Raw genomic sequence first — 22,909 nt, 5'->3', positions numbered from 1 at the left:
ACCAAACTCGGCGCAACACGCGCGCTATGGAAGAGACACTGTTGCATATCTCCAAAGCGTCAAACTGGGCAGCGCAGAGCCGTACAGCGCCTCACAGCTCAGAAATTGCTCAGGCGATACCAGATTGAATTGCCTTATTCAAAGATTTGAATCGACCAGTCCCCTTTGACCTCCACGCCATTTTCAGTGGAGACAAATTCATCACGCTGCTTATTCATAAGCACATAAGCCGCTGCACCCTCTGTCTGTGCGCTAGAGAGGCTGAACAGGTAAGATTTACCCTTCTCGAATACAAAGCCGTCTGTCTTTACCGTCAACGCGCCAGTGCCAATAATGTTTGCAGGCGTATCAGCAGCAAATAGAACCTGCCCAGTATTATCTTTGATCTCAAAGTGAATGAGCGAAGAATCAATCCACGTTACCGACGACGCCTCGATTCCTATCTCGACAATGCGAGAGTTAATGGTGCGTGAGGGCACAAAGGTTTCAGTAAACTGTGCGTTTTTCTCCAACAGATTGGAAGCACTTGGCACTGGATGCTCAGATGTTGCCGAATATGCAGGTACTTTCGCTGGCACGATATAGATAACAAGCAGCATCAAGATAAAGCCAAGCGGTACTGCCATGTGGAAATATATCGCCGACAGCGGCACGCGATCTTCTTTCTCTGCCTGGAGTTCAACGTCTTGTGCCAAAATGCGCGAAGGGAAATTGACGATCAAGAAAGCGATGACGCAAGCGAAGAGGAACCCAACGATAAACGGAACCATCGTTTTATCGATACCAACAGCAGCGAGGAACTGGGTGGGAACACCAAAACGCGGCTTTTCCGGAGCTTCAATAACATGGCCAAACACCAAGCGATCAAGGATATTTCGATTGTAAATTGGATACCCAACAAAGATATACACGACCATCACAGCGGTGCTTATTCCGGTTTCCAATAAAATATTCAAGAGCAAGTAGCGCCTATTAAGGAACGTCATGACGCAAAGGAACGGCGCAACGAGAATTGCCCAATATGGATTGAGAATAACCAAGCACACGAATGCCAAAAATACTGCGCAACAGATATAGACAGTCCATACTGCCAGCTCACGTTTCGTATTGATGAGCTTCACATACGAGAATACTGCAATCAAGATAATTGCCACCACAAACAGTGGAATACCGTAAGGACTATCCGGATACCACGGCAGTTTGACGTCCGTCAGGCGGTTGAGCATACCCGAAGAAAAACCTGCCGTTGAAGCCTTATAAGCAGTATCTCCCGCATACAACAACCGCGAAAAGACGATACCCGCCATTCCCAGCGCAAGATAACCGAACACATAACGCAATTTCTTTATCTTGAGCAACAACAGTGGAATAAAAATGAACACCGAGAAGAGCTTCAGCGTATTCGCTAGCATGAACCACAGGACAAAGCTCAGATTCTTATCGGCCAAATACGCACGTAAACCGAACAAAACCACCAGTACCATGATGATGTCGTACTGTACGATCACGAAAGCTGGTACAACCACAGTCATTGAGGTGAGGAAAAAGAAGCCAACCCATTTCGAGCGGTCTTTAGAAAGGCCTAGATCTCGTGCAAGCAATACACAAGCACGCGCAGCCAAAACGACGCATAACGTGATTCCTAGTTTGAGCCACAGCAGCGCTGGGATGGACTGTAAATAATCAAATCCGGTGAGATGATGAATGATGTAGGTCGGAAGATTCCATAGTCCAAACAACAGGTAGATGGGGAAATCATAAACTGCTGGATGCCCAAAACTGTTGTGGTCGATAGCAAGCTGATAGAAATCGCGAATATGCCCTGAAAAAAGCGCATCTAGAAAGTTAAAAGAATGCTCATAAGTGGCTAAAATATCGCCATACAAGAAAGTAAAGAACGAGAATACGAGAATCGCACCTGCAAAAAACCAATCGGCGATCCGCGGCGAGAAGCTATTGCGAACATAAGATCCGACACGCGATTCAACGACGTTGTTTTCAAAGCGTTTTCCAAGATCATGCAAGCGATCTAACTTTTCTGTTGGCATCTTGTTCCTAATTGTTGTTGCGTTTCGAGAGTTTTTCAATGAGCATTTTTCGAGAAAAGAAATTGTATATGAGCACAATTCCCGTAGCGATAATTTTACCAGCTGGTGCCGAAAGGTGAATCCACGTAACACACAGTTCAAGAATGAGAGTATTTAAGCCCAAGGCTATTGCGTTTAGACCGACGTAGGCAGTAAATTCTTTGGCAATTTTTACATCTTTGGCTGCCTCAAATACGAACATTCTTGACAGAATATAGTTGACGATAAGCGACACCGAAAACGACGTAATATTTGCTGGAATTCTTGGCATGCCAACAGAAAACAGTAGCAAAAATAAGCCAAAATCAACGCAAAAAGATAGCCCGCCTACTACCAAAAAACGGCTAAACTGCCTGACGAATTCGTAAAATTTTACGGTGTTCAAGATAGTTCTTTTTCAGTTTCGCTGTTTACACTCTGTGTCTTTGCGCTCGCAGGTTGCCCAATATCTTCGGTGACTGCAGCGGTACGCAAGCCTTCGTCGTCGTGAGCCAAATCGTTGCGAACAGTACCTTCATGCACATGCAAGGCTTGCGGGCCGAAATTGACTCGTTCACCAACCACGACTCGCGGCTTGCGCACAACCCTACCGTTGATCGTCAAAATGTATTCCCCAAGAATGCCAATGAAGAAAAGTTGGATCGCTCCGAGGAAGAAAATCCCGATCGTCCGCGAAGCTTCACCCACCGGATAAGCATTCCAATCGGCGATTTTTCGCACGAACACAAAGACGGTCAGGGCAATGCAAATAAGTGCAATCGCTGCCGCAATGAAAGTCGCCAGACGCATCAATAGCTTGGCAGACGACGTAATGCCTTGCATTGCGAAGTCGTAGTTCTTTAAGAAATTGAAGTTTGATTTTCCACGTGAGCTCTTAGCTTGATCGTATTTGACAATCGCTGTAGACAAACCATATTCTGCAACAACCGCCTTGAAGAAAGGCTGAATATCGCCGATTTCTGCGAGGATATTCAAGAATTCCTTATCGTAGAGCCCGTATCCAGTGAAAGCAGAAATCTGATTCGTCTCAGCAAACCAGTCAATAACCTTGTAGTACAGCCATCGGCTGAACTTCATAATATGGCGTTCGTCCGAAGAGCGACGCTGTCCTACGACTACTTTGAAGCCTACTTCCCACTGCTCGATAAACTGAGGCAGATTTTCCGGTGGATCTTGCAGATCGCCAAAGAGCATGAATGCCGCATCGGCTCCGGTTTCCAGGGCATAGGTCAGGGATTGGAACACGTTCCGGTGAAAACCGAAATTGCGTGCGTTGAACACTCCACGTACGCGCGAATCCTCCTGAGCCAGCTGACGGATAATGCTGCGGGTTTCATCGGTGGAATAATCGTCAACAAATACGATGTCAAAATCATATTTAGGCAATTGAGAAAAAACCGACACAAGCCGCGAATGCATATCTCGTACGCTTTTCTCCTCGTTATAGCAAGGAATTACTACACTGACTTTCTTCTTCATGTTTTCCTTTTCAACCTTTCAACCTGCACAAATCGCAGACTCTATTCCCCAGCAACGGTCAATCGCGGCTTGACGCTAATAACTCCGCTGGTCACTGATTCTCCTCGAACCTGCAATAAATCCTCTGTACGCAACGAATCCACCTGATAACCGTTTGAATCAAGCAGCAAAACTTCAATTCGGTAATCACCCAAGCCGAGATTGAGATTCGGTAAATCAATATCTATCGCCTTTGTCGCAGAAAAATGCGGCAATGTGATGTCCATCTTCCGAGTGTCCATCGAAACGATATGTTGGCCAGCTACCGACTCAATCGAAAGAACCAGATCATAATCTGTAATCACAGGTGCAATGGCACGCAATTGCACCTTCACTGTGAGATCGTCGCCAGGAGTGAACGTCGATTGCCCCTCGCCCTGGGCACCAAGCTTGTGGAAAGCAACATCAACGATTTTCATAGCGTCCTCATCAATTGCTTGATTTCGTGAAATAGCTGCCGCTTTCTGATACATCTGGTGCAAGTACTTCATTGAATCGCGTGCCGTACCAGAGTAAACGAGCTTTCCAGATTGCAGCACTACCGCAGAATCACACACGTCAACGATCTGCGCTGCCGAGTGAGATACGAGAATAATGGATCTTCCCTCTTGTTGGAACTGCCGAATCTTATCCATACACTTCTTTTGGAAAGGCTCATCGCCCACAGCGAGAACTTCGTCAACAAGCAAAATGTCGGGATCCGAGTGCACCGCCACAGAGAAAGCCAAACGCACATACATTCCCGAGGAATAAAATTTCACCTGCGTATCGATGAACTCTCCAATGCCGGAAAAGTCGACGATATCTTGGAAACTGCGATCAATTTCCGCGCGAGATAAACCTAAAATTGCGCCATTGAGATAGACGTTATCGCGACCAGTGAGATCAGGATGAAAACCCGCACCCAATTCGAGCAGCGCCGCGATTCTTCCTCTGGTGCGCACTTCCCCCCGATCAGGCGAAAGAATCCCACCGATAACTTTTAAAAGTGTGGATTTCCCTGAACCGTTCGGGCCGACCAAACCAATCGATTGTCCTGCTTTGATAGCAAAACTCACGTCATCGAGCGCCCAGTACTCTTCTTTGTACGTCTTGGAGCGGCGAGCATTGACTACTCGCTCTTTGAGAGATTTATCTTTATGAATCACAAATTTCTTTGCGACTCGATCAATTTCAATAACGTCAGGTCGAATGTCCATCACATCTCCTGGGCAAAATTCCGCTGCAGCACTGCAAAGATTCTTTGGGCGATAAACAGCACTACGATTCCAACGATCAGCATAATCGCCAATCTATCGAAGAGCTCAGAGGGCCAAATCGCAGCCTCGCCCGCAGCCCACGTACCCTTTTGGAATCCCATAACTGCAATCGTGGCAGGGTTGAGTAGATACAGTTTAGTGATGATTGGCGATGCCCAATCCGCGATCATCGCAAAAGAGTAGACGCTCGGAGTGAGCCAAAAACCAATCATTATCGCGACTTCTACCAAATACTGAATATCGCGCATGTAAACGTTCAAGGCCGCGAGAATCAAACCAAATGCGAGCGCCCACACCACTACCACGAGCAGGGAAATCGGCACGTAAATCACAAAATTGCGCAGATTGATATCTCTAATAATTGTGGCAGCCAAAAGCAAGATCGCCATCTGAGACACAAAATCTACCAGTGCAGACGCTGTGGACGTGAGCGGGAACAATTCGCGTGGCAAAAATACTTTCTTCACGATACCCGCATTTGCCAAAATTGATGACGTCGATCCCGAAACGATCGCAGCAAAGAGACCCCACGCCGTCAGTCCTGCAAAAACGTAGATGGCGAAGTCAGGAATAGCCCGCTGCGCGCCAAGCACCTTTCCAATCGCAAAATAGTAAATCAACAAGTTGATTAGCGGCCGCACCAAGGTCCACAAGTAGCCGAGCGTGGAATCTTTATAGCGCGATTTCAATTCACGTTTCGCAAAAAGCGAGAGCAACCCGCGGTGATTCCAGATTTCGCGGTACGAAGCTATCGTGCCGGTAAAAAATCCGGCCTTCGGCACAACCGGCTTGAGGTTTTGCTGGTCAAGCCACTCGAAGCGTTCTTGGGCATTCGCGAAGTCAGGTCGCATGTCGGCTTCATTTCCTTCCGAATTAGCCACCGACGACGCCGGCGCAGCATTCGCCCCTGAGCGCACGTCGTCGCTCGCCACCGTTTCCCGCGCCGGAACGGCCGCATCTCTACTCGGTTTAAGCTTCTTAAACACCGCGCTAAAACCCTTGACGACGTAATCATTGACGTGGAAGAGCACCACCGAGACCACAAAAATAACGAGGTTGAGGCCGATAAAAAGCACCCACTTGTATAGCTGCGATAATGCTGGAACATTCACGGTCATAAATGCACACAAAATGATAACGTGATGCGTCAAGAACACCGCATAAGAATATTTCGATATGAGAGATACCGGAAGCCGCACGAACCTGTTATCCAATTGCTGCCCGATAATCGCAAGCAAAACAAAGAACGCTGGCCCGACTATCGCCGTCGTGAGATTCTCCTGAAGATCGGGGAAAGCCGCACCTACAAGCAAAATGAAAACCGTTGGAATTGACCAGTACCACGCTACATGTTTGACATATTTTGCGAAGTAGATTCCAAATGCAAGCTCAATTAAACGAACCGGAATCATAGCTGATGGTTCAAACGTGTGCTGGTAATGGGTGAGCGCGTAGAGCGATCCGACGTTAATAGCAATAATCGCCAGAGCCGAAATCGCAGGGCGCCGGTCAATAGCCCAGAGGAGCAGCGGGAATATCAAATAATAGATGATGATAAACCCCAAAAACCACTCACCGACGATAAACATCGTGCGCATTCCGAAGAGCGCCGCAAGACCGTCGAAACCCAAAATAGTTAGCGGTAATGTTTCGATAGGCCCGTGGCCAATCGACTGCGTGCCGTAGATAAACCGGAAGAACACAAACGCAACAATCCACGCAATCCAGAACATAGGGTAGATGTTGAGGAAACGCTTTTTAAAATACCGCTTCAGGTTGATCGGGCGCTTATAAGAAATCGTTAGACCAGCGCTAGAAATGATCAAAAAAACCGAAACGCCAAGCCCGCCAACATAAATACCAAACGGAGTGTTAGTTAGCAGGTAGCCGTTGTTGGCAAGGAATGGATTATTAAAATGCGTGAGGACAATAATTAGCACAGAGAGCGCGCGAATAAAGTCCAAATAAAATATGCGTTTTTTTGGTCGCGCAGCTGGCATACCTGTTGCGTGGTTTGAGGTAAGCGTCATCGAATAACTCCTCGCACTTTCCGATAAACGCGCCATGCAGGAGCATGCAACTTATTGGGCACAACGACGCTCAACACGCGGCGAATCTTCGTTTTGACGACGCTTCCAGACTTGAGTGCCCGCAGCATGTCAAAAGCAGTACCGCCCCCAAAACGCACCGCAGAAGCATAAGAGAACTGCTGCAATTCATGCGAGAGGTTCGTGAGTTCAATCCGAGCAAATGTTGAGGAGAACACCCACGCGCAGAAATAGCCTGAACCTTGAGCTGTGTAGCCGTAGGCACGCTCCACTGCGTGAAGCAATGTGCCGTCGATGTTATTTGGTTCTGGTGGGAAGTCTTCCCACTGCCAATCCAAATCAAAGAGCGGCTTGAGAGCTTGTGGTCTAAACCAGAACATCGTACCAAGTGGAGCAATCGGCTCCTTGCTCGAATCCAAAGGCACCTCGATATTCATATCTTTCAAGAGCCTGCGGGTATTATCAAAGTTTGGCCCCCAGCCGTTGGCATACGGCAAGAAGTACTCTGCATGGTTTGGTGCAGTTGGAGCCATGAGACCAAGCCGTGGCTCTTGCTCGAATTTCTCAATCACATTCGCAACAAACTCTTTGGAAGCCAAGATATTTTCAAAGCACTTAAGTGCAAAACCATCGCCCTTTGAGTGCGGGGTTAGCTGCGTGACTTTCTTATCGTGGGCAAAGCAGACGATGTCGTAGTCGTTGATGATGTCTTTAACGCCCACCAAAAGTGCACTCACATCACGTCCAACGTTCTCGATCAACCGCACTTGCACGTTATATGGCAGACCCTCACAGGCTTGGCGCACCTGAGCAGCTTTATCTTCACCGGCTACCGTCACGATAATATCGGAGCCTTCTGGCATAGAGCACGCATAATTGAGCGTCTGCTCGAGCAAATCCATGTAATAAACGTGCAAGATAAGCGCTACACGCTGTTTGGATGCCGCAATATCATAGGAAGTAACAGCGTCCGAGAGCACATAGTTGAGCTTGGCATTTCGTACCAGATCAGCCATATTCAACGTGCGCAATACGTTGTTCCAGATCAGGTTGGTGTCAAAATCAGTGTGATCGCGCAGGTACTCATACAAATCCATCGTGGCGTTTCCAACGGACTGGTTGAGAACGTCGTCGTAATCATGGAAGAAGGACCTGCGCTTGAAAATCGGGCAGCGCTTTTCCTCAAGCAATTTCTTGGCCGCGAACACGATCGGCTGATTGGTAAAATCCGCCAAATCAGACGTATCCACATAGGACTCCCACTTGAATCCCAAACGTTCAAAACGCTGCGTGAAAGGCGCTTCATGCTTGCCCACCGAATCGGTGTAGGAGACGATCATCGGCATGGTGTCCCAGTACTCTTGGAATTCCTTGCTCGTCACCAAAGATTTGCGGTAGGCATGGAAGTGCGACTGCAAATGCGTTGGAATGTATCCCTCTGGCATAGTTCCAAACGGATCGCCAGGATAATAGTGGTAGGTAGTAACGCCCCAGAAATCAAGATCGCGGCTTGCCATTGAGGAGAACATCTCCTCAAAGGGATAAACCGGTCCCATAATAGTGGCGTTGAAGAGGACAACCTCATCGAATTCGGCGAGCTTATCCCAACCGTAGTGCTCGAGCATCGTCTTGTAGGCCCAGACGTCGAATCCCTGGTTGTCGCGCACGATCACGTTCGAGCTAAACTTGCGAAGCTTCGCATAGCTTTTCGGTGCCAAATAGCCATTAACCACAATCGCCAGTTCGCTGAGATTCTTTTTCATATCCGCGAGCAAGACGTCGACGTAATCATCGACGATTCCCTGCGAATCGTAGAAAAAGAAAATTCCAAGTCGTTTTGCGTCTGACGTTATGGCAGCCACTAGGCACTCCTCAATCGTAAAATTGCTTTGCTAAATAACAGATGAAGCACTAAATCGTGTTAGCCCGCGATGTTTAGCACCTTGGTGATTTTTTCAACGTCTCCCCATACGCCTGGAGAATCGTACGGGCGATCCGGAAATGCGCCGTAATCAAGCGAAATGTCGAGGTTGTTGTCCACAATGTACTTCTCTACACGATCTGCGAGCGACATTGGTTGCCCAGTAGCAGCGTTGATGACGCCGGTAACTTCAGTTTGTAGCGCCACTGCAGCAATCTGGTGTGCCAGTTCGTCAACCGAAATGAAGTCATAGAGATTCTTTCCCGTGGTGAACGGGAAAGTCTTTTTACCCTCTTGCGCAGCCTTGTACAGCTTGGAGAAAATCGAGTTGCCGCGAGCGTCGTCGCCCACAATGTAGTACGCACGTACCCACTGCATAATGGCATCATTTTGCTTTGCATACAGAGCAGTTAGACCGCGCAGCGCGTTCTTGCCGATTCCATACATCGACTCTGGGTTTGTGGGCGTATCTGCTGTAATAGCGCCTTCCCAGTATCCGACTTCGTGCATCGTTCCCATCACAACGAGCTGTTTGAGGCCACCTTTGTACAGGTTTTCGATGAAATGAGCGTGCGCTGGCAAGTCGTCAATATGAGCAGGCGAATTGTGCACGAATCCGTCACGCCATGCCATGTGGATGACGACGTCTGGTCGCTTGAGTCGATCGTAGATATCCTCAGCACCCGAGAAGATATTTTCGTCGATGACCTCAGCGCGTTCGTCAATGCCATCGGTTCGGAAATCGACAACCGAGACATCCATTCCACGATTGAGGAGGTCTGTAACAACATGACGTCCGATGTATCCACCAGCACCCGTAACAAGAATTCTTTTACTCATGCCTTTTAATATACATTGCCACACCCAAATGTTCGGTGATTCACAGGCAAGTTCACACATTCACATATCAAAATGCCACATAGCGCAGTATGCGGTGGTTTAGAAAAACCACCGCATACTAGTTATGACGTCACGCTTCATATGGAGTACCGCTGGAGAGCTACTCGAGTGCTGCTGGAGTGCCGCAACTTCCGCCACTACTCAAGCCACACCTCACTCCACTTCACACTGTGAACAGCGAAGTTACACACCAAATGGATAAGTGCGCGCGTCCGCCAATCGACCGTCGGAAGTATACAGTTCGTAACGTACCCAGTAGACTCCTGGCACCGGCGTCCACATCGCCCACTGCCCGTAATACTGCGCTACCCACGTCTTTCGTCCATAGTCATAAATCTTCGTGATATAGCGCGCATTGGGGTTATTTGAGCTCATACCGAGCAAAATACCGGAATTAGTGTAGCCAGCGTACGTTCCAGTAATCGCAGTCGTACCTGCAGTGTAGTTGAAGGGAATTGTGCGCGACCCGAGCGTTTTTTGCGTTGCCTTGTCTCGTGCTTCTACATGAAGCCAGTACACTCCCATGGAAGTATTCCACGAGACCCAGTTCGCAGGAGTCCATCCGGAAATCGTTTGCCACGTCTGATTGCTCACATCATAGGCTTGCCATAGATACTCGATGTTGGCAGTCGGATAATTAGCAAATGCCGCACCCACATCGATGTGCTCCGCTCTTAAAATCCACGCGAGCTGAAGATCTTCGTAAAAATCTTTATTGCCAAAGGCATTGAGATCAACATTTCCCACGATTCCAGGAACTTGACCCTCGCTGTAGTACTGCCAGCCACGGAAATTCGCAGGGAAATTGAAGCCAACGTAGGAACTGTAAGCAGCTACCCAATGGGTGCGCTGGTGCAAGCTCGCCGAATTTAGCGCGCTGTTGAGGTAACTTCTGTACGAATACAGAGAAAGATTATTGTAACCAGCCGCTTGTAGTTGCGCCCACCATTCATTGACGATCTGCTCATATACAGCAGGGCTCGAGGGAGGCGTGTGCCCAACCCAAGTCCACTGCTCAAGGTCGTAGTAAACCGGGTAGGCAAGGTCTCCTGGGTTCACTCCGGCTTGACGCAACAGATCAACAGTGCTGCGTCCCTCGAGGGTTCCGTCGCCGGCAAATTCTGCATAAGAGTAAAGGTAGACGCCGAATGGGATGCCTAGTCGCTTTGCCTCAGAAATATTTCGGATGGCCTGCGGATCAATCGGGTTGCCAGAACCGTAGCCGATTCGAATGATGGCACCCTCAACACCGTTCGCTTTTGCCGTATTCCAATCGATGATCCCCTGGTATTTCGAGACGTCGATGACTCCTTTTGCTTGCTGAGCAAAGAGCGCACCACTACCCTCAAAGAATGCCTGCGTGTTGTTATACCAACCCCAGTAGGCTCCGTACCGGTTGCCAGGAAGCGCAGTGGGAGTAATTGCTCCGCTTCGGCTGCGGTAGACCAAGTCAGTAGTAGCCACCGAGGAGATATCGGTCGAATCAGCCGTTGTGCCAGCTTTTACGCCACCATCAAATGCTGCCGGTGCAGTGCCATTAGTAGACTGAGCACCATTTTGATCTTTGAGATCATCAATAGCTTCACGCACATCGCTGACGGGAACTGGAATGAATTTCTCGCCGCCAGTTTTTGCCAATGGATCTGGCTGCTTTGAGGGGCTTCCCACAATTGCTGGATCTGTTACGGATTGACCTGTGGAAACTTTCTTGATTTCTCCGTCTTTCAACAACGCGAGGTCTTGCGTGACCATCGTGGCGTCGTTTGGAATGGACTCATCAATTCGTTGTGGCAATGGCTTACGTGGGTTATCAGGGATCTGCCCTGGAGTTTCCACGGTTGCTCCATCAGCTACAAAGACGTCTGCCGTTGCAGTACCGGCAACACCACTTCCCAAAAGGCTAATCACAGCTAATGGAATTGCCACTTTCCTCAAGGTACGTCTGTGGGTGCGTCTGCTCATATTATATTCTCTTCTCTCAGGCGCATAACCGCCGATTATCGCCGATTCATACCACGCCTCAAAAATCCACTAATTCAGACAAAAGGGCGTTTCATCTTAAATGCAATATTCCGTCTATAATACTACGCGTGTTCGCTGTAGTCGTATATATTACGAATCTACATCTGCGCCAAGTATAATTGGTAGTGATTCAAATCAAATCTAAGCCTACCGCGTTTCTTTGCGTAGCGAACGCAAGAGAAACTACAGGAGAAAAAGAATGAAAGTACTGGTCACTGGAGGCGCTGGCTTTATCGGCGCAAACTTCGTTCACACCACAGTAGAAACCATGCCTGAAGCACAGGTCGTTGTGCTCGACAAACTCACCTATGCGGGCAATGCTGATTCCATTAGTGGTCTTGAACGCGTTGAACTCGTTGAGGGCGATATCGCCGATGCAGACACCGTCGATCCTCTGATCAAAGACGCCGATGTGGTGGTTCATTTCGCAGCCGAGTCGCATAACGACAACTCTTTGCGCGATCCTTGGCCATTCATCTCGACGAATATCATCGGCACCTACCAGATTCTCGAAGCGGTGCGTCGCCACGGTACACGCCTTCACCACATCTCTACCGACGAGGTTTACGGCGATCTAGAAATTGGCGAAGATCGCAAATTCAAGCCAGGCGATGCATACGTACCGTCCTCGCCATACTCGTCCTCAAAGGCTTCATCAGATCATCTCGTACGAGCTTGGGCACGTTCTTTCGGTATTCCTGCCACAATCTCGAACTGCTCGAATAACTATGGTCCTTACCAGCACATTGAGAAGTTTATTCCACGCACCATCACCAATTTGATCGACGGCGTTAAGCCACGTGTTTACGGCACGGGTGAGCAAATTCGCGATTGGATTCACGTTCTCGACCACAACACTGCTGTGTGGGACATCATCAATAAGGGACGCATCGGCGAAACTTACCTCATTGGCGCCAATGGCGAAAAGACCAACCTTGAAGTAACGAAACTGATCCTTGAAGAATTTGGCTACGATCCAAACGATTTCGATCACGTTAATGATCGTCCAGGTCACGATCAGCGCTACGCTATCGACAACTCGAAGCTCGTTGAAGAACTCGGCTGGCAGCCACACTACACCAACTTCCGCGATGGCTTGCGTGACACAATCACGTGGTACCGCGAGAACGAAGATTGGTGGCGTAGCCAAAAAGAAGCCGTTGAAGCAAAGTACCGCGAGAACGGCCAGTGAAAACACTCGAATCTGAGCAATAATCAGAATCTGCTGATTTAGCTGAGACGTGCTAGTTGTGTGGGGTTGAGATTTAGAATCTCAACCCCACACAACTAATTAAGCATCACACGAGAAAGCCTATTTGCATTTTCTACACACAGCAGATTATTTACCACGCGTCATAAGAGCCGCACGAATCTTTAAGCCTGCCCCAAGCAGGCATCGAAGTGGCCACTGGTAGGGCTTCGAATACACTGCGTTGAGATAGGTGCGCGCCGACTCGTGATGAGCTCTAATCATAGGAGCAGGTCGATCGCGCCAGGACTTTCCTTGGTCATGAATAATAACAGCCTGTGGCACAAATACCGAAGCCCAATTCCGTTCCTTAAGAGCTTCACCGAGCATGGTGTCCTCAAAGAACATGAAAAAGCGATCATCGAAGCCGCCAACTTCCAAAAATGCACGCGCACGAATCAGCAAACACGCACCAGAGAGCCAATCTACTTCGTGCGTGCGATCTACAGACTCATTTTCCTGATACCTCCTGGTAAACGGATTATTTTCCCACACCGGTTTCAACAGTGCGTGTCCAATTCCCGATACCAAACGTGGGAAATGACGTGCGGAGGGATAAATATCTCCTTCAGGAGTGAGAATCTTCGGCCCAAATACGCCACCACGCGGGTAAAACTCCGCTATATCAACAAGATCAGCAATACTAGTATCTTCATAAACCACATCAGGATTCGATACGAGTATCCATTCACCGTCAAAGTCTTGTGCACCAAGATTTGCCGCACGCCCGTAGCCAAGGTTCTCACTAGGTTCAATCACTGTAATCGGATACTCATTTTGCAGATCTTCTAAAATGGCACACGGTGATCCGTTGTTCACAATAACTAACTCCATGTGCGACTGCACCAAGCGCGCATCAGAGAAAGCTCGAAATACGCTGTAACAAAAGTTCCGCAGCTCTTCGCCCGGATTATAAACTATTGTGATAACTCGCAGTTTCAAAACTTTCCCTCTTAATGCCGATGCCATAATCGCAGGTCATGCGCGTTAGTAATATAGCAACAGCGATAGAATTAGCGTGCAGAAAATGAATCCTTGCATATCGTACCTAAATACTCTACCGCGCTCATTCATCTGCATACGAAATGTCGGAAACTGACGCATGCCACACCAAGTAAACGGAATTTTTCATACTACAGGCTGACGCACTTTCTCCAAAGAACGCAGTAGTATTTAACTCGTGAATAAAACGACTGAAGAACAACTTACCGAATACCGTGCGCCTGCTCACCAGAAGCGCCACCATGGCTCGCGCAATTTTCTTCGCGTATTCGGTTTAGTATTCCTTGCGCTAGTTCTTAGTGGAACCTCAGCGTTTGGAATGCTCGTTTATCGTCTACAAACCAACGTGCAGCAACATGACCTCGCTTCACTTTTGGACGAAAAAGAGCGCCCACAAGAAGCTCTACCGCTAGACCAAAAAGCTGGCCAGCCCCTCAATATCTTGATCTTGGGCTCAGATACGCGCAACGGAAAATCCGATATTGACGGTAGCGGCAAAAGCGGAAAAGTCGAAGGCATGCGTTCCGATACCACAATGCTTGCCCACGTTTCCGCAGATCGTAAGCGCGTCGACGTCGTTTCAATTCCACGCGACACCCTCGTGTCCATCCCTTCGTGCACACTCGAAACTGGCAAGGTAACTAAGGCTCAAGCCGAAGGAATGTTCAACTCCGCATTCCAAATTGGTGGAGCTAATGGCGATGTGAACTCAGCCGCTGCATGTACAGTCAAAACCGTTGAAGCGATGACGAAAGTGCTTGTTGATGGCTATGTAGTTCTCGATTTCGCTTCGTTCCAAGACGTCGTCAACACCATCGGTGGCGTCGAAATGTGTTTCCAAACAAACGTGAAAGACTCCTATTCTGGCCTTAACATCGCTGCGGGTTGCCACAACCTCATGGGAGCTGACGCTTTAGCTCTCGCCCGTGCACGCCACGGTTTAGGCGACGGCTCCGACGTCTCTCGTATTGACCGTCAGCAAGAACTCGTAGGAAAAATCGTCACAAAAATTCTGAGCATGAATCTTTTCACGAATCTTCCTAAGTTCTACCAATTGCTCACGGACGTGACCAAAAACGTACAAACCTCAACCGGTCTAGGCGATCTGAAATGGCTCAGCGGTTTCCTCTACTCCCTCAAAGACATCGATCGCAATAACGTAAAATTTATTACCATGCCTTACGCTCTTGCTGGCAACCGTGCCAAAGCCACTCCACAAGCTCAAACGCTGTGGGATGCGCTCCGCACCGACACCCCAGTTCCGCCTAGCGCAATGGCTCCCCAGCACCCACAAAAGGAGCTGGTCATCACGCCAAATGCGCCAGCAGCAACTCCGGGCACAACCGGAACCGGCTCCACGCAGCAAGCACCGGCGAACGGCAATACGCAAACCACCACGCCAACAGGAAAGAAGTCGACCTCCACAACAGGCAAATAGACTACGATTGGCTAATAGGACACAACTGGTAAATAGGAATATTTCGCATGACTGACGCCTCCAAGCAACCACCCTCATTCGAACCAAAATCGAAAGGGCGCCGTCCATCAGCACACGGCGCGCGCCGGGTTGGCACAGGCACTCCTGCACAAGGAGCAGCGTCATCAGAAATTCCTCTGAAACCTCCGGTAAGAACTGGACCTCCAGCACCGATTCGGCGTTCAGCATTCGCTCAAGACGCATCTAGCAGGCAAAACGCGAGCACTCCGCCCGCCTACCCACCTGCATACCCACCGTCGTCGTCACGCCCCAATACGACGCGCACTGCACAACCGGAGCACCCCGCGCAATCTGCACAACCTGCGCAATCCGAGATTCGCAGGAATGAGCGCATAGCCGAATCTGAAACGCCGCCAGCATATCCACCGGCGTATCCTCCGGCATCATCCAGTGCGGGAGTGGGTGCGGGTGCGACGCCGTCGTCTTTTCAAAAACCGTTAATCTCGCGCACAGAAGCCGATTCTACGCACGCGCGCGAAGGTGACCTTGGCACAAACGGATCGGGCGTATCGCGAAAAAAGACCGTCAAACGGGTGTGTTGGGCACTCCTTGGCACATTGCTCATCGTGGTACTCGCCGTCGGCGGCTGGTGCTATCACCTCTACAACTACGGCAATGACAAGCTTCAACACCTCGACGCCCTCTCCGGCAAAGCCGACACCTCCGGCACCACATATCTTCTCGTTGGGTCTGATAAGCGCGGAGCAGCGATCAAGGACGGCACCGAGGGGCAACGCTCGGACACGATGATGCTTTTCCACGTGCCCGACAGCGGCAATCCCTCACTCATTTCACTGCCACGCGATGCTTACGTCTCCATTCCGGGGCATGAGAAAAACAAGCTCAATGCTGCATATTCTTTCGGCGGGCCTAAGCTGCTCGTGGCCACCGTCGAAGAGCTTTCCGGCATGAAAATCGACCATTACATTGAAGTCGGAATGGACGGCATCAAAAACCTCACCGATGCAGTCGATGGAATCGACTTATGCTACGAGCACAACATCAACGATCCTTGGTCCAATCTCAATTGGACGGCCGGTTGCCACACTGCCAATGGCGACACCGCCCTAGCTTTCGCGCGCATGCGCAAGGCCGATCCTTTGGGCGATATTGGCCGCACCGCACGTCAACGGCAAGTTGTGCAATCTCTGCTTCGAAAAGCGACGTCGTCTCAAGTACTTTACAGCCCCTCAACTCAAAAGGCGCTGGTAGGAGCTGCAGCCGACTCGCTCACAGTCGACACTAATGACTCTTTGCTCGATATCGGGAAAGCAGGACTGAATCTGCGCAAAGTAATGAGCGACGACGGCCTCATCGGCGTGCCGCCCATCGCCAACCTCAACTACCATCCAGGACGCGTGGGATCGGCTGTGAAACTCGACGAGGAAAAGCTGCCGCAGTTCTGGAAGCGCGTAGAGTCAGGCGAGATCACCAAAGACGAACTGCAGCCGAAACTCGGCTAGCGTCTCTCAAGCTAGCGTCTTGTGCGGATTTCGATTTCGCATCCGCACAGGCAAACCCTCGCCGTATTCACGCAAGCCCCACGTTTTCACGCAAAGGGTTTCTCAATTTCAACGTATCGCTCAGAGTCACGTGTCCGGGTGCGCAGGCATTATTAGCGACGACGACGACGCGCACCGACGGCGTGAATCGCACCTTGCGGAAGCAAACGATCCGGACCGAGTGACTCAGGCACTGTGCGCAGCGTCAAGGTAAATTCTGCCGGTTTTTGCGCCGTTAGCTCGAGTCGGCCGTCGTTGATTTTAGCGAGATCCTTGGCCACGGCAAGACCGATCCCAGTCGATCCACCTGCCGAAACTCCTTTGAGAAAGATATGTGGCACGAGTTCATCGCTGATGCCTTCCCCCGCATCGCAGACCTTTATCTGCACAACCCGGCCGTTCTTAGTGGCAGTTACGGTGGTCGTTCCTGCACCATATTTGAGCGAATTCTCGATCAACGTAGCCAAAATTTGGGAGACAGAACCCGGAGTAGCGAGAACAACGGCGTCTTCCCCTACATCAAAAGCGAGCGTGCGCTTGGCTTTGCGGAATGGTTTTTCCCACTCGTCTCCTTGCTGCTCAAAGACGTCGTGCAAGGCGATTGCTTCAAAATTTCTGCCATGATCCGAGCTGGCATTAGCCATGAGCTCGTCAACCACGCCGCCGAGTCGCCCGATTTGCTCGAGCGCTTTTTCGGCCTCTTCTTTGATTTCGGGATCGTCGGTCAGATATTGGATTTCCTCAACTCGCATCGATAACGCAGTGAGCGGAGTGCGCAGCTGATGTGCCGCATTAGCTGCAAATTGACGTTCAGCAGCAATGCGTCCAGCGATACGATCCGCTGTGCGTTCAAGCTCTTGATATACGAGATCAATCTCCTCGATGCCACTTGGTTTTATCTGCGGGCGCACCTGCCCTGCACCGATTTGTTCTGCCGAAGCGGCCATATAAATCAGCGGAGCAGAAAGCTTGCGAGATTGACGCATAGCCATAAGAACGCCAATAACAAAAGCCGCCATAATAAGGGCAACCGCCCCAATGATCAGCAATACTGTGCGCACATAGATCGGGCCTTTCTCTACACTCACTGTGATGATTGAGCCCGATCGTGTTTCTTCGATTTTGGTGATTGTATCAGGTGAAATGGGCAGTGCGTTGCCTGATTTGAGCACCGTCCCATCCGATTTTCGGTAGGTGATATGCGCATCGTCAGGATCAGACATTTGGGCGAAAGATTCGAGCAGGCCGCGAGAAATCACCACATGCTCATTTTCACGCCGTTCAATGACCGAACGCACTGTTTCAGCACGCGAAGCTACAGCTTTTTCAGCTGATTGCCAGATAGTAGACACGCCAAAGAGGATCGCAGGAATTCCTAGAAAAAGTACGGCAACAGCCACCGCTGCCGATGTCATCTGAATCGCACGGCGTCTCATTTATGCCTCAGTTAAACTTCGAAACGGAATCCCATTCCGCGAACGGTGGAAATATAGTGAGGCGAGGTGACGTCGTCGCCCAATTTTCGACGCAACCACGAGATATGCATATCGAGTTTCTTGGTAGACACATCCACCGCAGAACCCCATACGATACGCATGAGATCTTCTCGGGAAACAACAGAACCAGCATGGCTAATCAGCACAGAGAGAAGCTCAAATTCTTTGGCCGTGAGTTGCAGCTCTTTACTTCCTGAATAGGCACGGTGAGCGTCCACATCCACTCGAATATCTTGCGCATTAAGCTCACCTGAATTGCGGTCGTCGTGAACCGAGCGGCGCAGCAAAGCGCGAACTCGAGCAAGGAGCTCCGCCAAACGGAAAGGTTTCGTAACGTAATCATCCGCACCGGCGTCGAGACTCACAACCATATCGACTTCTTCAGAACGAGCCGTGAGAATCAAAATCGGGAAATCGCGTCCCTCTTGACGCGCCTTTCGAGCGACGTCCAAACCGTCCATATCGGGCAGGCCGAGATCGAGTATCACCAAATCAATTGGGTTAATCATCGCGCTGAGGGCTGCTTCTCCAGTAGCAGCTGCCGTCACTTCATAGCCCTCGCGGCTCAGTGCACGAACGAGCGGTCCCGAAATCGCGGAATCATCTTCAACGAGTAACACCTTCGTCACGGCGTCCAACTTTCTCTCGGCTCAAATCACGATAAGCGATTCAGTATAGGTGAGCACTTATTCACGATGCTGTGCACAACTTCATGATGCTGGTAAAGCCTCATGACGCCGCGCACGACTTCACGATGCCATGTGCAGCGCTACGGAGTGCCACTTAGGTACCCCTAGCTATTTTCACTTTAGTAAAGATTCGTTCAAGAAAGCAAGAATAGAAGAAAATTAACGCACTATTAATTGCGCGGCGTCAATTGAGCCTATTCCTTGCAATTCCGGAATAGCATAGGGCACGACGTCGTATTTATCCGGATCGAGGTGACGCAAGCTTTCGCTTGTTTCATAGTCAACCAAAATGCCGTTCACGGGCGCGACGCTGCACAACCGTGAAGCGAGATTAACTTTCGGTCCAAAGACGTCGCCAAAGCGCGAAACCACGCCTCCCCACACTAGAGAAGCTCGCACATCGGGCATTGTGGGAGTATCTTGCAAAGATCGGACAATATCATTCACCACTGCCGCTCCGGTGTGGAGATCGTCGGCAATGTAGAGCACGGCATCTCCAACCATTTTGACCACGCGCGCACCGCGCATGGAAATAACGTCGCGGCAAGTGAACTCAAAAGTACGAATAAAATCAACGAGAGCGTGTGGAGATAGCTCTCCCGAAGTGTGAGTGAAAGAAACCAGATCAACAAATCCAAAGGCGCGCATGAGCTGCATTTCTTCTTTCGCGCCCACCTTGGAACGATCCTCTAATTCAGTTTCAGATCTGCGTAGCAGCGCCGAAAGATGCCGTCTCCAGGCATATTTCATCTGGTAAACGAGGAACTCTTCGTACTCGTTGATTCGATCCAACACCATATAGCGTGCCGAAACCTCATCAATCCCAAATCGCCCTTCAAATTCCTCTACAAGAGCTTCGTGCTGCCACAGCACCATGCGATCGGCTAGGTGTGACTGTGCCCTGATAAGTGAGTTAAGCGTATCGGCATCTGCGAGGTCAGAATCCTCCATGTCAATGTGAGCGCGAATCACATCCACATCGTATTCAGTGAAAACTTTTTGATCAGCATTCCTAATCGTTGGGAATCCCATTGAACGCCAAAAACGACGCACGGTTTCAGCGTCAACATCAGCGAGTTCAGCAACTTCTCGCAAAGTGTATTTGGAGGCACCACCAAGGAGCCGAGCAACGTGCTGTTCAACGGTTGTCGGCATCTTCTCTGCAGAATCATCACTTGTGGCGGGCGTCACAGCTACTACTCTAGCAAGTTTTCTTAAATTTTGAAGCTTGATACGCACCTCAAGAAGCAAACTGAGCAAAGTTCACACAGCAAAGCACACATGTGCACGTTTTCTCAACGCCAAATACCTGTACTCTTATCTTATGACTACACGCGATTTAACGGCGATCGACGAACTCGCCAACGGCTACTTGCAATCCCTCCTGGATATGAATCCTGAACTCGTCACATGGTTAGGCATGCCAGGTGCAGACGAATCTGGCTATCAGGATTACTCCCCTGAGGGTAACGCCACATTGGCAGAGCTCAACCGTAATACTCTCGCTGCCCTAGCTAAGCTTCAACCAGCAGACGAAACCGACAGAGTCACCCAAGCAGCGATGCAGCAAGAGCTCAGCACCCAAATCGAGTTCCACGAGCTCGGCGAGGACGGCGATCTCAACAATATCGCCACACCACTCCAAGGCATTGCCGAAATCTTTAATAATATGCCACAAGAATCGGCTGCCGACTGGGAGCTTATTGCAGCTCGTATGTCCAATGCCCCGCGGGCGCTCGCCGGGTGGCGCGAAACACTGCGTCAACGCGCAGAAAATGGCCCCGATCTGGCTATCCGCCAGATTGAGATTTGCATCGACCAAGCTAATGCTACCGCTGCCGAAGATTCTCCACTTGCCGCCCTAGCACAAACAGCGAAAACCGCCTGTCCTGAGCTAGCCGATAAAGTCGAAGCGGCCGCGCAAGCTACTCGCGCAGCTTATGCTAACCTCGCAAGGTTCCTCGCCGACGTCGTCGCCCCACATGGCGTAGAAACAGACGCTTTCGGTCGCGAGCGCTACGAGCTGCGACTCTACGACGCCATCGGCGCTACCGTGGATCTCGACGAAACGTACGACTGGGGAGTAACCGAACTCAATCGCATTATTGACGAACAAAACCTCATTGCACGCGAACTGTACGGCGAAGGGGTGAGCGTGCGAGAAGCTATGGATCGCCTCAACAACGATCCAGCTCGGCAGCTACACTCAACCGAGGAGCTGCGCAATTGGATGCAAGAGACATCAGATCGCGCCCTCGACGCGCTCAGCGGAACTCACTTCGATATACCTGACCCATTGCGCAAGCTCGAGTGCATGATTGCGCCGTCTGGCACCGGAGCAATCTATTACACCGGCCCAACAGCCGATTTTTCACGCGGCGGGCGCATGTGGTGGTCGGTTCCACACGGCACTGAAACATTCACAACCTGGCAAGAAAAAACGACCGTCTATCACGAGGGCGTTCCTGGCCACCACCTCCAGATCGGCTACACCACCTACCTCAAAGACCAGCTCAACAACTGGCGCCGCCACGGCTCGTGGAAATCGGGGCACGGTGAGGGCTGGGCGCTGTACGCTGAGGGGTTGATGGTTGAGCTGGGCTTCATGGACGATCTCGGCGATCGAATGGGCGTACTCGACGGAGAACGCCTGCGTGCCGCGCGTGTCGTGCTCGATATTGGCGTGCACCTGCAAAAGCCCGCTCCGGCCACATACCAGCATATTTCGCCAGTGTGGAATCACGACGTCGCATGGGAATTCCTCAAAGACAACGTCGCGATGGATCACTCGTTCCTCAAATTCGAGCTCAACCGCTATCTCGGATGGGCTGGTCAAGCGCCGTCTTATAAGATCGGGCACCGGCTCTGGAAAGAGATGCGCGCAGATGCCGCAGCTCGCGAGGGCGCTGCCTTTGACCTCAAAGCCTGGCACACCAAGGCATTGAGCTTGGGTTCCATGGGACTCGACGTGATGCGCGAGGCCTTGGCACGATGACCGTTCAGGCTGAGGAACAAACATCCGCCGCGGCGCGCACAATCCTGCTCGCTTCGGCGTCTCCGGCTCGCCGTACTACCTTGATTAATGCTGGTATTACGCCACGGATCGCTGTATCGAATGTGGACGAGGACTCACTGCTGGCACAACTGCACGAGTCCTATGTCCACGACGACGCCCGACCGCCGGCTTCCGAGCAGGTCACGTTACTTGCTCATGCCAAGGCACACGACGTATATGGGTCTATTTCTGAGCTCGCTGCCAGCACAAATTGTAGTGACGAACACCAGGACCTGCCCACGGTTATCATTGGCTGCGATTCAATGCTGGAAATAAACGGGAGCGTAGTTGGCAAACCGCACACACCTGAACTGGCGCGGGAGCGACTTCGCGAAATGAGCGGGCAGTGGGGCGATTTACACACCGGCCATTGCATTATCGACACTGCTACTGGTGCGAGCGTGGGAGAAGTCTCGGTTGCCCGAGTATATATTGCTGAACTGAGCGAACACGAAATCGAGGCTTACGTCCAGAGCGGCGAACCACTCCATGTTGCCGGCTCGTTCACTGTTGACGGGCTGGGCGGTTCGTTTGTAGAGAAAATCGAGGGTGACTACCACGGCGTCGTCGGTATCTCGCTTCCGCTTGTGCGCAAGCTTTTACAGCGGTTGGGGCACTCTATCGTCGATTTTTGGGATTGTTAGACTAAAAATCGCAATCACA

17 protein-coding genes are annotated in these 22,909 nt (G+C 50.5%); 5 read left to right on the top strand and 12 right to left on the bottom strand.

Annotation, left to right across the window (positions count from 1 at the left end; translation table 11 throughout):
* Positions 1-134 precede the first annotated feature (134 nt).
* The 8 genes from JOD55_RS03585 to JOD55_RS03550 all read right to left on the bottom strand — a co-directional run bounded on the left by JOD55_RS03585 (position 135) and on the right by JOD55_RS03550 (position 11,659).
* Positions 135-2,048, bottom strand: a complete 1,914-nt coding sequence (locus JOD55_RS03585; RefSeq protein WP_204398741.1) for a hypothetical protein — start codon at positions 2,046-2,048, stop codon at positions 135-137.
* A gap of 7 nt (positions 2,049-2,055) precedes the next feature.
* The gene (locus JOD55_RS03580; protein WP_275587056.1) at positions 2,056-2,424 is read right to left on the bottom strand and encodes a GtrA family protein; all 369 of its coding nucleotides are present in this window, start codon (positions 2,422-2,424) and stop codon (positions 2,056-2,058) included.
* 44 nt (positions 2,425-2,468) lie between these two features.
* Positions 2,469-3,566: a glycosyltransferase family 2 protein gene (locus JOD55_RS03575; RefSeq protein ID WP_204398739.1), complete on the bottom strand. Its 1,098-nt coding sequence runs from the start codon at positions 3,564-3,566 to the stop codon at positions 2,469-2,471.
* 41 nt (positions 3,567-3,607) lie between these two features.
* The gene (locus JOD55_RS03570) at positions 3,608-4,804 is read right to left on the bottom strand and encodes an ABC transporter ATP-binding protein (RefSeq protein WP_204398737.1); all 1,197 of its coding nucleotides are present in this window, start codon (positions 4,802-4,804) and stop codon (positions 3,608-3,610) included.
* On the bottom strand, positions 4,804-6,894 hold the full coding sequence (locus tag JOD55_RS03565) for an acyltransferase family protein (RefSeq protein ID WP_204398735.1): 2,091 nt from the start codon (positions 6,892-6,894) through the stop codon (positions 4,804-4,806). Before JOD55_RS03565 ends, JOD55_RS03570 begins: the two co-directional genes overlap by 1 nt.
* Entirely contained in the window at positions 6,891-8,774 is a 1,884-nt protein-coding gene (locus JOD55_RS03560) for a rhamnan synthesis F family protein (RefSeq protein ID WP_204398733.1), read from the bottom strand. Before JOD55_RS03560 ends, JOD55_RS03565 begins: the two co-directional genes overlap by 4 nt.
* Positions 8,775-8,833: 59 nt before the next feature.
* Positions 8,834-9,673: an NAD-dependent epimerase/dehydratase family protein gene (locus JOD55_RS03555; RefSeq protein WP_204398731.1), complete on the bottom strand. Its 840-nt coding sequence runs from the start codon at positions 9,671-9,673 to the stop codon at positions 8,834-8,836.
* 243 nt (positions 9,674-9,916) lie between these two features.
* Complete coding sequence (locus JOD55_RS03550) at positions 9,917-11,659, bottom strand: GH25 family lysozyme (protein ID WP_204398729.1); 1,743 nt, start codon at positions 11,657-11,659, stop codon at positions 9,917-9,919.
* 295 nt (positions 11,660-11,954) lie between these two features.
* Here JOD55_RS03550 and rfbB point away from each other — a divergent pair, with 295 nt between their 5' ends.
* Positions 11,955-12,947, top strand: a complete 993-nt coding sequence (rfbB, locus tag JOD55_RS03545; protein ID WP_204398728.1) for a dTDP-glucose 4,6-dehydratase — start codon at positions 11,955-11,957, stop codon at positions 12,945-12,947.
* Positions 12,948-13,094: 147 nt separating this feature from the next.
* Here the strand turns inward: rfbB and JOD55_RS03540 are convergent, their stop codons facing one another.
* On the bottom strand, positions 13,095-13,973 hold the full coding sequence (locus JOD55_RS03540) for a glycosyltransferase family 2 protein (protein WP_239538955.1): 879 nt from the start codon (positions 13,971-13,973) through the stop codon (positions 13,095-13,097).
* A gap of 211 nt (positions 13,974-14,184) precedes the next feature.
* Here JOD55_RS03540 and JOD55_RS03535 point away from each other — a divergent pair, with 211 nt between their 5' ends.
* Both JOD55_RS03535 and JOD55_RS03530 read left to right on the top strand, forming a co-directional pair.
* A complete protein-coding gene (locus tag JOD55_RS03535) occupies positions 14,185-15,444 on the top strand; it encodes an LCP family glycopolymer transferase (RefSeq protein ID WP_204398726.1) in 1,260 nt (419 codons plus the stop codon).
* 47 nt (positions 15,445-15,491) lie between these two features.
* Positions 15,492-16,967 (top strand): LCP family protein, encoded by a 1,476-nt coding sequence (locus JOD55_RS03530; protein WP_204398725.1) that lies wholly within the window; start codon positions 15,492-15,494, stop codon positions 16,965-16,967.
* Between the two features lie 152 nt (positions 16,968-17,119).
* Here JOD55_RS03530 and JOD55_RS03525 read toward each other — a convergent pair whose 3' ends face one another.
* From JOD55_RS03525 to JOD55_RS03515, 3 genes are all read right to left on the bottom strand, one after another.
* Positions 17,120-18,442 carry a sensor histidine kinase gene (locus JOD55_RS03525; RefSeq protein ID WP_204398724.1) on the bottom strand — a complete coding sequence of 441 codons (1,323 nt, stop codon included), beginning with the start codon at positions 18,440-18,442 and terminating at the stop codon, positions 17,120-17,122.
* An 11-nt stretch (positions 18,443-18,453) separates the two neighbouring features.
* Positions 18,454-19,131: a response regulator gene (locus JOD55_RS03520; protein WP_204398722.1), complete on the bottom strand. Its 678-nt coding sequence runs from the start codon at positions 19,129-19,131 to the stop codon at positions 18,454-18,456.
* A gap of 219 nt (positions 19,132-19,350) precedes the next feature.
* The gene (locus tag JOD55_RS03515; RefSeq protein ID WP_338022188.1) at positions 19,351-20,382 is read right to left on the bottom strand and encodes an adenylate/guanylate cyclase domain-containing protein; all 1,032 of its coding nucleotides are present in this window, start codon (positions 20,380-20,382) and stop codon (positions 19,351-19,353) included.
* A 133-nt stretch (positions 20,383-20,515) separates the two neighbouring features.
* Between JOD55_RS03515 and JOD55_RS03510 the strand changes: the two genes are divergently transcribed.
* Positions 20,516-22,186: a DUF885 domain-containing protein gene (locus JOD55_RS03510; protein ID WP_204398720.1), complete on the top strand. Its 1,671-nt coding sequence runs from the start codon at positions 20,516-20,518 to the stop codon at positions 22,184-22,186.
* Positions 22,183-22,890 (top strand): Maf family protein, encoded by a 708-nt coding sequence (locus JOD55_RS03505; protein WP_204398718.1) that lies wholly within the window; start codon positions 22,183-22,185, stop codon positions 22,888-22,890. The genes JOD55_RS03510 and JOD55_RS03505 overlap by 4 nt, the downstream gene beginning before the upstream one ends.
* Positions 22,891-22,909: the final 19 nt, after the last annotated feature.

This window comes from Arcanobacterium pluranimalium (assembly GCF_016907845.1).
Taxonomy (GTDB): domain Bacteria; phylum Actinomycetota; class Actinomycetes; order Actinomycetales; family Actinomycetaceae; genus Arcanobacterium_A; species Arcanobacterium_A pluranimalium.
Note: the sequence above shows the minus strand (reverse complement) of the source record. Positions and strands in the feature narration are given on the sequence as shown.

What these genes read in the sequence shown, in the direction of transcription:
- JOD55_RS03585 (WP_204398741.1), bottom strand. Translation starts at nt 2,048, where the DNA reads ATGCCAACAGAAAAGTTAGATCGCTTGCATGATCTTGGAAAACGCTTT.
- JOD55_RS03575 (WP_204398739.1), bottom strand. Translation starts at nt 3,566, where the DNA reads ATGAAGAAGAAAGTCAGTGTAGTAATTCCTTGCTATAACGAGGAGAAA.
- JOD55_RS03570 (WP_204398737.1), bottom strand. Translation starts at nt 4,804, where the DNA reads ATGGACATTCGACCTGACGTTATTGAAATTGATCGAGTCGCAAAGAAA.
- JOD55_RS03565 (WP_204398735.1), bottom strand. Translation starts at nt 6,894, where the DNA reads ATGACGCTTACCTCAAACCACGCAACAGGTATGCCAGCTGCGCGACCA.
- JOD55_RS03555 (WP_204398731.1), bottom strand. Translation starts at nt 9,673, where the DNA reads ATGAGTAAAAGAATTCTTGTTACGGGTGCTGGTGGATACATCGGACGT.
- rfbB (WP_204398728.1), top strand. Translation starts at nt 11,955, where the DNA reads ATGAAAGTACTGGTCACTGGAGGCGCTGGCTTTATCGGCGCAAACTTC.
- JOD55_RS03540 (WP_239538955.1), bottom strand. Translation starts at nt 13,973, where the DNA reads ATGGCATCGGCATTAAGAGGGAAAGTTTTGAAACTGCGAGTTATCACA.
- JOD55_RS03530 (WP_204398725.1), top strand. Translation starts at nt 15,492, where the DNA reads ATGACTGACGCCTCCAAGCAACCACCCTCATTCGAACCAAAATCGAAA.
- JOD55_RS03525 (WP_204398724.1), bottom strand. Translation starts at nt 18,442, where the DNA reads ATGAGACGCCGTGCGATTCAGATGACATCGGCAGCGGTGGCTGTTGCC.
- JOD55_RS03510 (WP_204398720.1), top strand. Translation starts at nt 20,516, where the DNA reads ATGACTACACGCGATTTAACGGCGATCGACGAACTCGCCAACGGCTAC.
- JOD55_RS03505 (WP_204398718.1), top strand. Translation starts at nt 22,183, where the DNA reads ATGACCGTTCAGGCTGAGGAACAAACATCCGCCGCGGCGCGCACAATC.